This window comes from Paralcaligenes ginsengisoli, assembly GCF_054781135.1.
The window spans coordinates 1-15,331 of sequence record NZ_BAAGUZ010000027.1; the positions used below are offsets into that span (position 1 = coordinate 1).

Sequence of the window (15,331 nt, forward strand, 5' to 3'; positions counted from 1 at the left end):
GTCCGGCGGTAGTCCAGCGCCGGGTGCTGACGAAGGGAAGGCGGGGGCCTTCGGCGGGCCCTGTCTGAGTGGCGCCCCGCAGCGCGGGGCGGCGCGAGTTGGCCCGACGCCCGCCTGGACGAGGCAGACCCGGGCAGTCGGGGTGCGCAGCGCCACGACCGCTGGACGTGCCGGACTGCACAGCACCGCCCACCCTGCGGCGTCTTTATAGAAATAAAATCACTCCAGCCAAAACAGTCCGGCCCAGCAAACGCCCTATTTGAACGCCGTTTCGATAAAACTGCGCAGCTTGCGCGAATGCAGCCGTTCGCGCGGCATTTCGCGCAGCAGCTCGAGCGCCCGTATGCCGATATGCAAATGCTGGCCAACTTGCGTCCGGTAGAAATCGCTGGCCATGCCGGGCAGTTTCAGCTCGCCATGCAGGGGTTTGTCGGACACACACAGCAAAGTGCCGTAGGGCACGCGAAACCGGAAACCGTTGGCCGCAATCGTAGCGGATTCCATATCCAGCGCAATAGCGCGCGACATGGAAAAACGCTGCACCAGTTCGCGGTGTTCCCGCAACTCCCAGTTGCGATTATCGATGGTCGCGACCGTGCCGGTGCGCATGATTTTTTTCAGTTCCCAGCCCGACAAGCCAGCCACCTCCGCCACCGCCTGCTCCAGCGCAATCTGGATTTCGGCCAAAGGCGGCACGGGCACCCAATTGGGCAAATCGGCATCCAGCACGTGGTCTTCGCGCACATAGCCATGCGCCAGCACATAATCGCCCAGGCGCTGCGTCGTACGCAGGCCGGCGCAATGGCCCAGCATCAGCCACGCCGAAGGGCGCAAGACCGCCACGTGGTCGGTAATGGTCTTGGCATTCGAGGGGCCGATCCCGATATTGATCAGGGTAATGCCGGTATGGTTCTCGCGCACCAGGTGATACGAAGGCATTTGCGGCAGGCGCGCCGGAGCCTGGCCGCTGCGTTCGGCGTCAGGGCCGCTGCGTGTCGTGACGTTTCCCGGTTCGACCAGAGCGGTATAGCCGCCCTCGCCCTGCACCAGCATTTCGCGCGCCCACTGGCAAAATTCGTCCACGTAAAACTGATAGTTGGTAAACAGCACAAAATTCTGAAAATGCGTGGGTGCCGTAGCCGTATAGTGCTGCAATCGATGCAGCGAATAATCGATCCGCGGCGCCGTGAACGGGGCCAGAGGCGCGGGTTCGCCATGCCTGGCCTGCCAGGTTCCGTTGACGATGGCGTCGTCGGTCACCGCCAGATTGGGCACATCGAAATGGTCGCGCAGCGAATCGCCCAGCGTGTCGGAATACACGCCTTCCACATACTGCCCGTCCGAAAAAGCGAAATGCAATGGAATCGGCAGGTTCGACTCGCCGATCTCGAGCTGCACCCCGTGATTCTTGAGCAATAGGCCGAACTGTTCTTTCAGGTAGTCGAAATACAGGACCGGCTGCGTGATAGTGGTCATGTAGGCGCCGGGCTCCACCACATGCCCATACGACAGCCGGCTGTCAACGCCCTGATACGTATGCACCTTGATTCGCACAGCCGGGTAATAGGCCCGCACTCGTTGCGCCTTGGAAAAACGGCCCGCGGCATAGTCCTGGAATGCATCGCGTATGAAGGCCGTATTGCGGGCGTAGATTTCCACCAGGCGTTCGACCGCGGCCTGGGCATCCGAAAAACCCGTGAACGGAATCAGTTCAGGCAAGATGGGAGGGCTATCGAAACTCGAAGAATCAAACATGCAGATCCGCTCAAAATTTTGAATGATAAAAACGCCCTGTGACAGGCATACGAGACATGCACTCACTTTACCCCAACTGAAAAACAAAAGTGGCATGCGCTGGCCTATTTCCGGCCTTTCGACTCTGGATCTTCCGAAAATCGCTACACTTCCAATTTCCGTATTTTCGGCTTTGCATCGCATCCAGATCCGGAACCACTCACACCCATTCACGCGCCGCGCCCGCTTCCGGCTTGAGGAATTGAATTGAATCTCGTGGTGAACGCGGTCCTGCCGCTATTCGGCCTGATCGCAATAGGCTATCTATGCGCCCGCAAGCGCCTGCTGGGGCCGGGCGCCGTCGACAGCCTGAACAAATTCGTGGTTTGGCTGGCGCTTCCGGCGCTGCTGTTTCAGGCAATGGCGCAAATCACTTGGGATCAACTCGATCATCCCGGCTATTTCTGGGGCTTCACGCTGGGCATCGCCATCGTGTTTGCGGTTTCGTACCTGCTCGACAAGAAGCGTTCCGGGCGCCTGGCCGATGCCAGCCTCGAGGGCCTGGCTGCCTCGTACTCAAATGCCGGCTTCATGGGCATCCCGCTATGCCTGATGGTATTTGGCGAGGCCAGCCTGCCCGCCGCCATTATCGCGGCCATACTGACCGCCTGCGCCCTGTTTGCGTTTTCCATTGTGCTGATTGAAATCGATCTGCAAGGGTCGCGCAGCCTGAAGCGGACCTGCCGCAAAGTTGCAAGCTCCGTGCTGCGCAATCCGCTGGTGGTTGCGCCGGCGGCCGGCCTGTTCTTCCCCGCCACGCACCTGTCCCTGCCCGGCCCCTTGCTGCAATTCACCACTTTGCTGGGAGCGGCGGCCAGCCCCTGCGCGCTGGTCACAATAGGGCTGTTCCTGGCTCAGTCCCAGCCGGCCGAACACCGCGGTGCCGTGTGGCGCATTGTTACGCTCAAAATGTTCCTGCATCCCCTGGTCACCGCCGTGCTGGTGTACGGGGTGTTCGACATGCCTGCGCTGTGGGCGAACACCGCCGTGCTGCTCAGCGCCTTGCCCATAGGTACCGGCCCCTTTATGCTGGCCAAGCTCTACGAGCGCGAGCCCGCCGTGACCTCGCAGGCCATCCTGATCTCGACGATTCTGTCGGTCTTGACTATTTCATTGCTGGTCGGCGTTTTCACGCCCGGCAGTTGACGCCTGCGTCACGGTCGCAGGCCGTGGCCAGCCAGTTTGCGGAAAATCTTTACCAAGCTTGGCTGGCGCGCAGCCGCAAATTGCGGCACACTTCAAGCTGGACGCCTGGCCTGTATCGTACCGACGGCGCTCATTGCAATGCCCGCAGCTTTCGTTTTTTCATCACGCAAAGGAGACACCATGTCCGGCTGGTTCGAATTACACAAAGCAAAAGATGGCCAATTCTATTTCTCGCTCAAGGCAGGCAATGCCCAGATTATTCTGTCCAGCGAAATGTATACCGCCAAGGCTTCTGCCGAAAACGGCATCGCATCCGTGCAAAAAAACTGCGCCGACGCCGCGCACTACTCCAAAGCCATAGCCACCAACGGGAAATTCTATTTCACCTTGAAGGCCGCCAACCACCAGGTCATAGGAAACAGCCAAATGTATGCCGATGAAGCATCGCGCGACAATGGCATCGCCTCGTGCCAGGCTAATGGCATCAGCAGGGAAGTCAAAGACCTGTCCGCCTGACCCAATACCGGGGTCGATCATGCCGGGCACCTGCGCCCGGCATCAGATCTTGCCGACTTTCCCCGCATACAGTACCGCTCCCGTGGGCTGACCGGTCGGAGACCCTCCTGTCGGCTCCAGACTGATTGCCAGCGTCACATCGGGGCTGAGGCGGGACTGCTTCAAGACAATCACTGTACTGGCTTGCGCGCCGATCAATCCCAGCGGCGCGGGTTTCTGATCTTTGGCAATCAGCCACAATTGCAAGCTATGCCCGGCTTGCAGCGCCGTGAAATTCAGCGGCGTCAGAACGAGTTGCCCAGTACGGGCATCGAAACTGGCAACCACTTGCCCTGCAGAACCTTCCTGGGTGCTTGCCAGCACCGCAACTGGCAAGGGTGCCGTGTCTGCCCCGTTCGGCACGAGAAAACGCGGCCATAACAACGCCGCAACCAGGCTGGCCGCCAGTGCAAAGCTGACAAGCTGCCACCGGCGATGCCCGGGAACATGATGACGAAAATCGCGGATCAAGCCCTGCTGCGGAGGCAGGCGCGATTGAATAGTGCGCCATACACGTGCCGGAGGATCGACCGGCGCATCGCCGGCATCCAGCGCGGTCAGGATATCCTGCCATTGACGCACTTCGGCTGACAATGCGGGATCCCGCTCCATCAGAGCCTCGAAGCGGCGCCGGGCAGCACCTCGCAAGGTACCCAGAACGTACTCGCCTGCCAATATATTATCGTTACGCGCGCGCTCGTTCATAAGCCCAGGCACCCTTTCAATTGTCTCAAACCGCGACGTATCCAGCTTTTGGTGGTCCCCAGTGGGTGTTCGAGTTTTTTGGAAATCTCGTCATGCGACAAGCCATGGTAGTACGCCAACACAATACTTTGTCGCTGTTCGGCCGAAAGCTGGCCCAGGCAGTCGCCCAGACGACCAGCGGCGTCGGCCTGCTCCAGATGTTCCAGCGGATTCTTGCCAGGATCGGGAAGCTGGTTCAGCGCCACATCGTCGAGTTCGTCCCAGCGGTTATCCGCGCCGCGCAGCCAATCGATGGCCCGATTGCGCACAATATGCGTCAGCCAGGTTAGCGGTGAGCTGCTGGAAGCGTCGTAGCTGGCGGCCTTGTTCCATACCGTTATAAAACTGTCTTGCAAAACTTCTTCGGCCCACACGGGGCGTTTCAACAAACGCAGGGCAAGCGCATACAGACGCGGCGACAGGCCTTTATAAAGCGCCTCAAAGGCCCGTCGGTCGCCCTGCGATACCGCATTCAACAAATTCCGATATTCATCGTCGGAGAGTCCCGCCATCTGCCACGTTGCCTTTACGATTCGACTGGCCTTGCCGGAAAAGCCCGACAAGGCCAACCGGCAGACGCACTATTTGGGAAGCAGCACTTTATCGACGACATCTATAACGCCATTCTTTTGCATCACGTCGTAGGTACTGATGTTGGCGACACCGCCGGACGAGTCCTTTACCTGGACATTCCGCGGCCCATTCATCATAAAAGTCAGCGAACCACCCGATGCTGTTTTCAGCATGGCCTTGCCACCGCCTTTCTTGATCAGTCTTTCAAGATCACCCTTTGTATATTTGCCCGGAACCACGTGATAAGTCAACACCTTTGCCAACTGATTTTTGTTTTCCGGCTTCATCAGGGTTTCCACCGTGCCTGCAGGCAAGCCATTGAAAGCGGCATTGGTGGGAGCAAATACAGTAAAGGGCCCTTTGCTCTCCAGAGTATCCACGAGGCCCGCCGCTTTCACCGCCGCAACCAGTGTGGTGTGGTCTTTGGAATTGACGGCATTTTCGACAATATTCTTTTGCGGGAACATGGCGGCGCCCCCCACATCGACCGTTGCCGCGCCCGCCGCACCGGCCGCAAGGATCGACGCGAGCATTACCGATTGAATAGCTGTTTTCATCATTATTCCTTTCAAGTGTATGTGCAGGATTGCCCTACATACACATATACGAAAGAAATGCAGATACGGATGCAGCAGATCGAAAAATTGTTCAGGTCAGCTGATCAATGAATGCGGCCATAGAGACATCGAGTTGCGTCACACCCTTGGCATCGTGCGTCGTGAGAGTAATACCCACCCGGTTGTACACATTCGACCATTCAGGGTGATGATCGAGTTTTTCCGCCTGCAAAGCAATGCGCGTCATGAACCCGAATGCTTCGCTAAAGTTCTTGAACACAAAAGTTTTGTGTATGGCGTCGCGCGACTCCACTGCGGACCATCCGTCCAGCAACATCAACGCGGCGGGTGCGCCTATCAATTGGGGCTGCGTTCTCATGATGCACTCCTTGTGTCTGACCAGACATGGCCTCGCTAACCCAGCGGCCATGTCTATGGTACTTTAAATAGCGCTTCTTTTTAGCTTAAGTATAGTTGCGCTATATGACAGGAACATGCAAGCGGATTATTTTCCGCCCCAGGCCGCGATGGCTGCGCGTTCGCCATCCGTCATTTTCGTCATGTTGGCCAGGGGCATATATTTGCTGGCCACGACCTGCTTGATCTGCGCCTCGTGCAACTGCACTTCTTCCGCAGTATCGAACATGATGCCCGCGGGCGCTGAAGGAAAGCCGGCCTGGGTTGGCTTGGCCGAGTGGCATTCGACGCAGCGCGCCTGCACAATGGCCCGTACCTGCTCCAGGCCGGCACCCTCGGGCGCCGCCGCCTTGCCTTGCACGGAAGCCGTGGCGTGTTCCTGCACCGGAAGCGCCGGTGCAGGCGCGGCCAGCCAGCCTGCGGCCAGCAACAGCACGATTCCCGCAAGCGGATAGGCAAGCTGGTTCTTGCCCATGTGGCGCAGCACGAAATACTGGCGAATCACGGCTCCGGCAAAAATGAACAGGCTCATGACGACCCAGGCGTACGGGCCGGTAAAGGTGAACGAGTAATGATTGCTCAGCATCAGGAACACGACCGGCAGCGTAAAGTAGGTGTTGTGCACCGACCGCTGCTTGCCGCGTTTTCCATCCAGCGGATCGGGGGCCCGGCCCGCCTTCAGGGCATTGACCATGCGCCGCTGCCCGGGAATGATCCAGAACAGGACATTGGCCGACATGCAGGTCGCCATGAGCGCCCCGGTGATCAGGAAAGCGGCGCGGCCGGGAAAGATTTGCGTAGTCAGGTACGCCACGGCGACCATCATCGCGCCCACCGCCAGGCTAAGCAACCCGTCGCGCTCCATATTCGGGCTCACGCGGCGGCACAACTGGGAGTAGATGATATAGCCCACCACCAGAAAGGCGATGGCCAGCAGACTGGCCTGCAAGCCGTTTAGGGAAGCCGCCCAGGCCCAGGGACTGGCCGGATTGACCAGATAGAAAGCCGGCTTGAGCAAATACAGGATGGTGAACAGGCCGAAACCCGACAACCAGGTGGTATAGGCCTTCCAGAACGACCAGTGCAGGTCTTCAGGCAATTCGGCGGGATTGGTCAGGTATTTCTGGTTATGGTAGAAGCCGCCGCCATGCACGGCCCACATTTCGCCAAATACGCCCAGTTTCTTGCTGTGCTCGCCGCGCGGCGCATGCAGGCTGTTGTCCAGCATGACGAAATAGATGGATTCGCCGATCCAGGCAATGGCGGCAATAACATGCAGCCAGCGCAACAGCAAATTACCGAATTCAAGTGCAAAAGCTTCCATGGGTATTCTCTTGATGCATTGGGGCTTGGGGCCGGCACAGCGGCCGATTCAACTGCCGCGGTAAGTGGACCAGGCCCAGGGAGTGACCAGCAGCGGAACATGGTAGTTTTCGGCCGCATTGGCCACACCAAAGCGCAGGACGACCTGGTCCACAAAGCGAGGTTCGGGAACAGGCGTGCCTTTGCCCGCAAAATAATCGCCCGCATGGAAAACCAATTCATAGACGCCCTGTTGCAGGCTTGCGCCCTGCAGCAGGAATTCGCAACGGCCATCGGCATCGGTGGCGGCTTGCTTGAGCAGCGTCCGATCGGCCTCGCGGATGCGGTACAGATCGATGCGTACGCCTTGCGCCGGCACACCATGCATGGTGTCCAGCACATGGGTCGAGAGCTTTCCCATGTATGTCTCCGATTAATCGTTTCAATAGCCTGGCCGTTTTTCCCGATTGAAACACAGGCCTGGATTTGCGCGGCAACGGTGAGATTGAATGTGTTTCTGACCGATCACCAATAATTGTTAACAATTTATGTTGACGATTCTCTTCCAGTCCACAATAATTGTCAATACGTGAACTCAAGAAATTTTCCTCATGCTCCATCTGAACCCGCATCGCGATGTTTCAACCGATCTTGCCGCGCCTCCGGCCTCGTCCCTGCGCGGGCCGCAAGGCAGCGGCGCGCGATCCGAGATCGACCGCGTCTATGACGATATTTTCGATGCCGTCATGGACCGCCGCCTGCTGCCCGGCGCCAAGCTGACAGAAGCGGCGCTATGCACGGTGTTCGCCTGCTCGCGCGCCACGGTGCGCACGGCGCTGTCGCAACTGGCCCACGACAAGATCGTTGTCATCGAGCCCAACCGCGGCGCCTTTGTGTGGCAACCCAGCACCAAAGAAACGCAAGACGTATTCGAAATGCGCCGCGCGCTGGAATGCATGACCATCGACATGCTGCTGGCGCTACCCGACGTCCGGGCGCGCCTTGCGCCTCTCTACGATATGGTGGACCGGGAACGCAAGGCGTTCGAAGGCGGGGACCGCATCAGCTGGATCCGCTTGTCCAATGCCTTCCATGTCGAGATGGCGCATCTCCTGGGCAATCAGGTGCTGACCGAAATGCTGCACAGCCTGTGCGCGCGCACCTCGCTCATCATTGCCTACTACGACACGCCGGGTGAAAGCGCATGCTCGTATTTCGAACACCAGGACATACTCGACAAGCTTGCCCGCCACGATGGCGAGGCCGCCAAGGCGGCCATGCACCATCACCTTGAAGATTGCGAACATCGCATGAACGAACCTGAAAAAGGGCCGGTCGACCCTTGGTCCGCGTTCAGCGTCAAACGTTGATTTTTGGAATCCCGACAATGCAGCAAGAAAACTACCCTCGCGATCTGATCGGCTACGGCCGCAATCCGCTTCAGGCCAACTGGCCCGGCAAGGCACGCATCGCCGTCCAGTTCGTGCTGAATTATGAAGAGGGGGGAGAGAATTGCGTGCTTCACGGCGATCCGGCTTCGGAGCAGTTCCTGTCTGAAATCATAGGCGCCGACGCCTATCCGGCACGCCACCTTTCCATGGAATCCATTTACGAATACGGCTCGCGTGCCGGCGTATGGCGCATATTGCGCGAATTCGAAAGGCGCGGCCTGCCCTTGACCATCTTCGCAGTCGGCATGGCGCTTGAACGCAACCCCGAAGTGGCGCGGGCGTTTGTCGAGCTGGGCCACGAGGTCGCCTGCCACGGATATCGCTGGATCCATTATCAGTCGGTCGAGGAAAGCATCGAACGGGAACACATGCGGCGCTGCGTCGAAGTCGTCTCGACCCTGCTGGGGCGCCATCCCGAAGGCTGGTATACCGGCCGCGACAGTCCCAATACGCGCCGCCTCGTCATGGAAGAAGGCGGCTTCCTGTATGACTCGGACTACTACGGCGACGACCTGCCCTTCTGGACGCGGGTTGAAATGAAAGACAATACGAAAAAGCCCCAGCTCATCGTGCCTTACACGCTGGACACCAACGACATGCGTTTTGCGTCGCCCCAGGGCTTCAACAGCGGCGAACAGTTCTTCAACTACCTGAAAGATGCGTTCAGCGTGCTGTATGCCGAAGGAGACATTGCGCCCAAAATGATGTCTGTGGGCCTGCATTGCAGGCTGACGGGCCGGCCTGGCCGCTTTGCCGCCCTGCAACGTTTCCTCGATTATGTACAGCAGCACGATCGCGTCTGGATCCCCACCCGCGCCGCCATCGCGCGCCACTGGATCGAACGCCATCCCTGGAACGAAAGCGAACATTCCTGACACCCTCTGTTCCCGCAAGCCGCGGCTGTTTGCCGCGCATACCTTGCACCCCCGCATCTGGAGCAAATAAAATGGCTACGCCCAATCTTCCCGCCGGTACGATCGTGAATGCGCCGTTTGTCGAACCACCTGCGTTCGCCACCCGTTATGCCAACCTGGCCTCGGCCGATTTCGGCGCCAAGACACTGTCGTGTTCCGACGAGTTTTTCGCGGCTGCCGATCGCATGCTGCAATCCTCCGAGCCGGTATTCATCGTGGGCAAGTTCGACGATCACGGAAAGTGGATGGACGGCTGGGAAACCCGCCGCCGGCGCAACGGCGGCCACGACTCCGCCGTTATCCGCCTGGGCCTGCCGGGCGCCGTCAAAGGCCTGGACATCGACACCAGCCACTTTACCGGCAACTTTCCCCCGGCCGCTTCCGTGCAGGCCTGCCACAGCAAAGGCGACCCCGATGCCGGCACGCAATGGACCGAAATCGTCGCCGCGCGATCATTGTCCGGCGACTCGCACCATTTCATTGAAATCGTCGGCGACGACCGCGTCTGGACTCATCTGCGGCTGAACATGCTGCCCGACGGCGGCATCGCGCGCCTGCGGGTATATGGGCAGGCCGCCTGCGACTGGAATGCCAAAGACGCCAGCGCCTTGTATGAAGTCTCGGCGCTGGAAAACGGCGGGCGCATTGCCGCCTATAACAATGCCCATTTCGGCGCGCCCTTCCGCCTGATCATGCCGGGCCGCGGCATAAACATGGGAGACGGCTGGGAAACCCGCCGCCGGCGCGAACCGGGTTCGGACTGGTGCCTGATCGAATTGGGTCATGCCGCCATCGTGGAAAAGATCGAAATCGATACCGCGCATTTCAAGGGCAACTACCCGGATCGGGTCTCCATCCAGGCCGCTCGCGTCGCCGAATCGACCGATGAATCCCTGGTCACCCAGGCCATGTTCTGGCCCGAGCTGCTTGGCGAGCAGAAAATGGAAATGGACAAGCAACATTTCTTCGACGGCGCGCAGATCGGCCGCATTGGCCCGGTCACACACGTGCGCATCAATATGTTTCCCGATGGCGGCATCAGCCGCGTACGCATCTGGGGCCGGCTGGCCGGGAACTGAGCCAGGCAGCCAGAGCCCCTGTTATCAGGAGTTTCGGGCCGGCCTGTCCTCACGCTGATGCAGTTTGCGGCCGGCCGCATAGCTTGCGGCAACGGCGCGATCGTCGCCCAGCATGGCCAGGGCGAACAGCAATTCTTCAAGTGATTCCGAAGCGGCGGTCCGGCGCGCCAGCAAAGGCGTGGCCTGCGGATCCAGGACAATGAAGTCGGCCTCCGCGCCGGCGGCCAGGGTACCGATCTGCCCGCCCAGATCGAGGGATTGCGCGGCGCCTTCCGTGGCGAGGTAGAACATGGTCGTGGCGCTTAAATGATAGCCCGACAACCTCGCCACCTTGTGCGCTTCGTTCATGGTCTGCAGCATCGAAAACGACGAGCCGCCGCCAACGTCGGTGGCCAGGGAAACCGGCTGGCCGGTGGCCTGGGCGGCAGCGAAATCAAACAGGCCGCTGCCCAGGAATTGGTTCGATGTAGGGCAATGCGCCGCCAGGGCTCCCGTTTCATGCATGCGGCGCCGATCTACATCGTCGAGCCAGATGCAATGCCCGTAGACGGAACGGCGGCGCAGCAGGCCAAAATGATCGTAGACATCAAGATAGCTGCGATGGCCCGGAAACAGCTCGCCAACCCACTTTACCTCGGCCTGATTTTCCGCCACATGGCTTTGAATGAACACATCGCTGTAGCGTTGCGCAAGCTCGCCGCACACCGCCAGTTGCGCTTCGCTGGAGGTAGGGGCAAAGCGCGGCGCAAGGGCATACATCTGGCGGCCCTTGCCATGCCAGCGCTGAATCAGCGTCTCGCTGTCGCGCGCCCCCGATTCGGCGGTATCGCGAAGAAACTCGGGGCAGTTCCGGTCCATCATGACCTTGCCGGCCGCCATGCGCAGATTGCGCGCATGGCTTTCGGTGAAAAAGGCCTCAGCCGACCCAGCATGGACCGTGCAATACACCAGCGCGGTCGTCGTACCGCAGCGCTGCAGCTCATCGAGGAAAAAACGCGCCACCTCGGCCGCATAATCGGGGTTCTCGAAACGCCGCTCGGTGGGGAAAGTGTATTTCTCCAGCCAGGGAAGCAAACCCGGCGCCGGCGAGGCGATCATATCGGTCTGCGGATAATGGATGTGCGTATCGATAAAGCCCGGGACGATCAGCTTGCCGCGCCAATCCACCACCGGCACGTCAGCGCCCAGGGAGGGCGCCAACTGACGATAATCGCCGACTTGCGCAATGCGCCCGCCTTCGACGACCAACAGGCCATCGGACAGCCACACCGTCGAGCCGTTCTCGGGCGTATCGCCGGGCCGAGCCCTGAAATACAACAATTGGGCGCGATAGGCGCATGGCTTTTCAGGGATGGCTGTATCGCCGGCTTGGTGAGTCGGGCTCATAAATTCATTCTATGGTGGCATCCTGTCGGGATGGGATCGTTCGAATTTGCCGGACCAAGGCATCGAGATGACTTGCCGGCGTCGTTTCCTGCTGTTCATGCACGCGCAACAACTGCGCGGCGACCGCAATGGCGATCACCTCGGGCCTCTTGTCCGCCAGGCCTTCCACGCCTATCGGACAGATCATTTGCGCAAGACGCTCGGCGGGAACGCCGCGCTCTTGCAGACGGCGTTCGAACTTGCGCCGCTTGGTGCGCGAACCGATAAGGCCAAAATAGGCAAAATCGCGACGCAGGAATATATGCTGACACAAATGCTGGTCGAGCGCATGGCTATGCGTCATGACCAGGAAATAGCTGCGCGGCGGAGCCTGGGCAATAAGGACCTCGGGCGTATCCGTGGCTTCAATCGAGACATTGGCAGGCAGTACCGAAGGGAATTGCGCGTCGCGCTCGTCAACCCAGCTTACCGTGCACGGCAGCGTTGCAAGTATTCGCACCAGCGCCTGCCCTACATGGCCCGCGCCAAACAGCACAATGTGAAAATCGGGCGGGGCTATGATCTCGCTGAAGCCGCTGCGCCCCTGTTCATGCCATAGAAGGCATGCTTCACGCGGCGAGCCGGGCATGGCATTTGCATTGGCTTTCGGATCGCCCAGCACCACAGGGCCGGCATCGGTGAGCATCACAGTGCGCGTACAGGCCTGGCCAGCCTGTACGCGTTGCGCCAGAGTCGACACCCATTCCAGATCGGAGGGCGCCAACCGTTCGAACACCAGCGTGGCCGCGCCGCCGCAGCACTGCCCCAGGCTCGGGCCCAGCGACAGTCGTTCGACATGGCGAACGTGGCCGGCCGATTCACTCCGCAGCATTTCCCGGGCAATTTCGGCAGCCCGCCACTCCAGATGCCCGCCCCCTATGGTTTGCCACTGCTGCCGATCCGTCACCAGCAGCTTGGCGCCGGCCTCGCGCGGCGTAGAGCCTTCCGCCCTGGCAATCGTCACCAGTACGACCGGCACGCCGGACGCCAGGAGGCGCTGGGTTTCGGTAATCCAGTCATGCATCAGCTCGCATCCCGTCCGGACAGTTCCATGATCGCGTTGAGTATGGCCTCCGGTGTAGCGGGTGCATTAAGCACCGGCTCGTCGCGATAATCGCCTATGCTGGCCACCGCATCGCGAATCGCATTGAATACGCTGAACGGCAGCAGCAGCGGCGGTTCGCCCACCGCCTTGGAGCGGTGGATGGTGTCCTTGACATTGCGATTGTCGAACAGCTTGACCCTGAAATCAGCGGGACAGTCGCTGACGGCTGGAATCTTGTAGGTGGACGGAGCATGAGTCGTCAGCCGGCCGTCCTGGTTCCAGCACAGCTCTTCGGTCGTCAGCCAGCCCATGCCCTGGATGAACGCCCCTTCGACCTGGCCGATATCGATGGCCGGATTGATGGACTGGCCGACATCGTGCAACAAATCGGCGCGCAGCAATTTCCATTCGCCGGTCAGGGTGTCGACCAGCACTTCCGATACGGCCGCGCCATAGGCGAAGTAATAAAAGGGCTTGCCCGACATCGTCTGCTTGTCCCAGCGTATTCCCGGCGTGGCGTAAAAGCCTTCCGACCACAGCTGTACCTGCGACCAGTAAGCGGCGTCCACGACCTCCGGAAAAGGAAGCCGATGGCCGTTGACCAACACGACATTGTCGGCGAACACGATGGATTCGGCCGACCCGCCCCAACGCTTGGCCGCAAACTTCGCCAGGCGCCGGCGAATCTTCAGGGCGGCATCCTGCGCCGCCTTGCCGTTCAGGTCGGAGCCTGTCGAAGCCGCCGTTGCCGAGGTATTGGCAATTTTGCTGGTATCGGTGGCCGTGACGCGAACATGGTGAAGATCGATCCCCAACTCCATGGCTGTCACTTGCGCAACCTTGGTATTGAGCCCCTGCCCCATTTCGGTGCCGCCATGATTCACCAGGACCGAACCGTCCCGATATACATGGACCAGGGCTCCGGCCTGGTTGAAGGCCGGCACATTGAAGGAGATGCCGAATTTGACCGGCGTAAGCGCCAGGCCCTTCTTGAGTATTGCACTGGACCGGTTGAAGGCGTGCACTTCTTTGCGGCGAGCCCGATAGTCGCTGCTGGCCTCGAGTTCATCGACCAGCGGGTCCAGGATATTGTCGACCACCAGCTGTCCGTAGGGAGTCGTGTTGCGCTCGCCGATTCCGTAGAAATTGACTCGCCGTATATCGAGCGCATCACGCCCCAGCTTGCGGCCTATCATATCCATGAGGACTTCCATCATCAGCGCCCCCTGGGGGCCGCCGAAGCCGCGGAACGCCGTATTCGACTGGGTATTGGTTTTGCCGCACATCGCGGCGATTTCAACGTCCGGCACATAATAGGCATTGTCGAAATGACAGACCGCGCGCGTCGCCACGGCCTCGGACAGATCGGCCGAAAAGCCGGCGCGCAATGTCATGTCGAGCTTTACGCCCAGAATCCGTCCCGCATCGTCAAAACCGGCTTCATATTCGTAATAAAACCCATGCCGCTTGCCGGTGATCAGGAAGTCGTCATCGCGATCCAGGCGCAGCTTGACGGGACGATTCAGGCGCGTTGCGCAAATCGCCGAGACGCAGGCAAACAGCGCCGACTGTGACTCCTTGCCGCCAAAGCCGCCACCCATGCGGCGGCATTCGACCAGGACCTGATGCGAATGCCAGCCCAGGGCATGCGCGATAAGCGCCTGCATTTCACTGGGATGCTGGGTCGAGCACCAGACATGCACGCCATGCCCTTCCTTGGGCACGGCATAAGAGATCTGCCCTTCCAGATAGAACTGTTCCTGGCCATTGCATTCGAACGTCCCGGCTACCCGGTGCGGCGCCGCGGCAATCGCCGCGGCGGGATCGCCGCGCTGCAGGCGCATGGGAGGAAGCACCGCGGCCTGCTCGGCCTTGGCTTGTTGCGGTGTAAGAACCGCAGGCCGGTCCTCGTACTGTATGACCGCCATGCGCGCCGCACGCCGGGCGGCATCATGGCTTTCAGCCACCACGGCGAATACGGGCTGGCCTATGTACTGCACCAACTGATCGGCCAGCAGCGGATCATCGTGAAGCACCGGGCCGCAGTTGTTTTCGCCGGGAATATCGTCGGCCGTCAGTATCGCCACGACGCCCGGGGCTTTGCGCACCGGATCCAGATCGATGGAGACGATGCGCGCATGCGCCTTTTGCGAAAGCCCCAATGCGCAGTGCAAGGTGCCTTGCAGTTCGGGAATATCGTCGGTATACGTCGCTTCGCCGCTGACATGCAGGGCGGCCGACTCATGCGGAGGGGATATGCCGGTTTTTTTACCCGCAACGGCCTGTTCCGGGATGCCCATGAAGGCTTCGACCTGAGTGTTCATGCTGC

At 60.1% G+C, this 15,331-nt stretch carries 15 protein-coding genes; 5 read left to right on the forward strand and 10 right to left on the reverse strand.

The window, feature by feature from the left end:
• Positions 1-255 precede the first annotated feature (255 nt).
• Entirely contained in the window at positions 256-1,755 is a 1,500-nt protein-coding gene (locus tag ACYVIS_RS12865) for an AMP nucleosidase (protein WP_460874137.1), read from the reverse strand.
• Positions 1,756-2,001: 246 nt separating this feature from the next.
• On the opposite strand from ACYVIS_RS12865, the gene ACYVIS_RS12870 reads away from it, so the two are divergent.
• Together ACYVIS_RS12870 and ACYVIS_RS12875 are read left to right on the forward strand one after the other, a co-directional pair.
• Positions 2,002-2,940, forward strand: coding sequence for an AEC family transporter (locus ACYVIS_RS12870; RefSeq protein ID WP_232741789.1), 939 nt, complete (start codon positions 2,002-2,004; stop codon positions 2,938-2,940).
• A 180-nt stretch (positions 2,941-3,120) separates the two neighbouring features.
• Complete coding sequence (locus tag ACYVIS_RS12875; RefSeq protein ID WP_232741790.1) at positions 3,121-3,456, forward strand: YegP family protein; 336 nt, start codon at positions 3,121-3,123, stop codon at positions 3,454-3,456.
• A 42-nt stretch (positions 3,457-3,498) separates the two neighbouring features.
• Here ACYVIS_RS12875 and ACYVIS_RS12880 read toward each other — a convergent pair whose 3' ends face one another.
• The 6 genes from ACYVIS_RS12880 to uraH all read right to left on the reverse strand — a co-directional run bounded on the left by ACYVIS_RS12880 (position 3,499) and on the right by uraH (position 7,509).
• Complete coding sequence (locus tag ACYVIS_RS12880) at positions 3,499-4,200, reverse strand: anti-sigma factor (RefSeq protein WP_232741791.1); 702 nt, start codon at positions 4,198-4,200, stop codon at positions 3,499-3,501.
• The gene (locus ACYVIS_RS12885; RefSeq protein ID WP_232741792.1) at positions 4,197-4,751 is read right to left on the reverse strand and encodes a sigma-70 family RNA polymerase sigma factor; all 555 of its coding nucleotides are present in this window, start codon (positions 4,749-4,751) and stop codon (positions 4,197-4,199) included. The genes ACYVIS_RS12880 and ACYVIS_RS12885 overlap by 4 nt, the downstream gene beginning before the upstream one ends.
• Positions 4,752-4,820: 69 nt before the next feature.
• On the reverse strand, positions 4,821-5,369 hold the full coding sequence (locus tag ACYVIS_RS12890) for a fasciclin domain-containing protein (protein WP_232744718.1): 549 nt from the start codon (positions 5,367-5,369) through the stop codon (positions 4,821-4,823).
• A 91-nt stretch (positions 5,370-5,460) separates the two neighbouring features.
• Positions 5,461-5,748 carry a 4a-hydroxytetrahydrobiopterin dehydratase gene (locus ACYVIS_RS12895; RefSeq protein WP_232741793.1) on the reverse strand — a complete coding sequence of 96 codons (288 nt, stop codon included), beginning with the start codon at positions 5,746-5,748 and terminating at the stop codon, positions 5,461-5,463.
• Between the two features lie 126 nt (positions 5,749-5,874).
• Positions 5,875-7,110, reverse strand: a complete 1,236-nt coding sequence (locus ACYVIS_RS12900; protein ID WP_232741794.1) for a urate hydroxylase PuuD — start codon at positions 7,108-7,110, stop codon at positions 5,875-5,877.
• Between the two features lie 48 nt (positions 7,111-7,158).
• Positions 7,159-7,509, reverse strand: coding sequence for a hydroxyisourate hydrolase (gene uraH / locus ACYVIS_RS12905; RefSeq protein ID WP_232741795.1), 351 nt, complete (start codon positions 7,507-7,509; stop codon positions 7,159-7,161).
• Positions 7,510-7,699: 190 nt separating this feature from the next.
• Here uraH and ACYVIS_RS12910 point away from each other — a divergent pair, with 190 nt between their 5' ends.
• From ACYVIS_RS12910 to alc, 3 genes are all read left to right on the forward strand, one after another.
• The gene (locus ACYVIS_RS12910; RefSeq protein ID WP_232741796.1) at positions 7,700-8,458 is read left to right on the forward strand and encodes a GntR family transcriptional regulator; all 759 of its coding nucleotides are present in this window, start codon (positions 7,700-7,702) and stop codon (positions 8,456-8,458) included.
• Between the two features lie 17 nt (positions 8,459-8,475).
• Complete coding sequence (puuE, locus tag ACYVIS_RS12915; protein ID WP_232741797.1) at positions 8,476-9,414, forward strand: allantoinase PuuE; 939 nt, start codon at positions 8,476-8,478, stop codon at positions 9,412-9,414.
• Between the two features lie 104 nt (positions 9,415-9,518).
• On the forward strand, positions 9,519-10,532 hold the full coding sequence (gene alc / locus ACYVIS_RS12920) for an allantoicase (protein ID WP_232744719.1): 1,014 nt from the start codon (positions 9,519-9,521) through the stop codon (positions 10,530-10,532).
• A gap of 24 nt (positions 10,533-10,556) precedes the next feature.
• Here alc and guaD read toward each other — a convergent pair whose 3' ends face one another.
• From guaD to xdhB, 3 genes are read right to left on the reverse strand one after another with little or no spacing between them, the layout of a single operon-like run.
• Complete coding sequence (gene guaD / locus ACYVIS_RS12925) at positions 10,557-11,918, reverse strand: guanine deaminase (RefSeq protein ID WP_460874139.1); 1,362 nt, start codon at positions 11,916-11,918, stop codon at positions 10,557-10,559.
• 4 nt (positions 11,919-11,922) lie between these two features.
• Positions 11,923-12,981 carry a xanthine dehydrogenase accessory protein XdhC gene (gene xdhC / locus ACYVIS_RS12930; RefSeq protein WP_460874140.1) on the reverse strand — a complete coding sequence of 353 codons (1,059 nt, stop codon included), beginning with the start codon at positions 12,979-12,981 and terminating at the stop codon, positions 11,923-11,925.
• Entirely contained in the window at positions 12,981-15,326 is a 2,346-nt protein-coding gene (xdhB, locus tag ACYVIS_RS12935; RefSeq protein WP_460874141.1) for a xanthine dehydrogenase molybdopterin binding subunit, read from the reverse strand. The genes xdhC and xdhB overlap by 1 nt, the downstream gene beginning before the upstream one ends.
• Positions 15,327-15,331 lie beyond the last annotated feature (5 nt).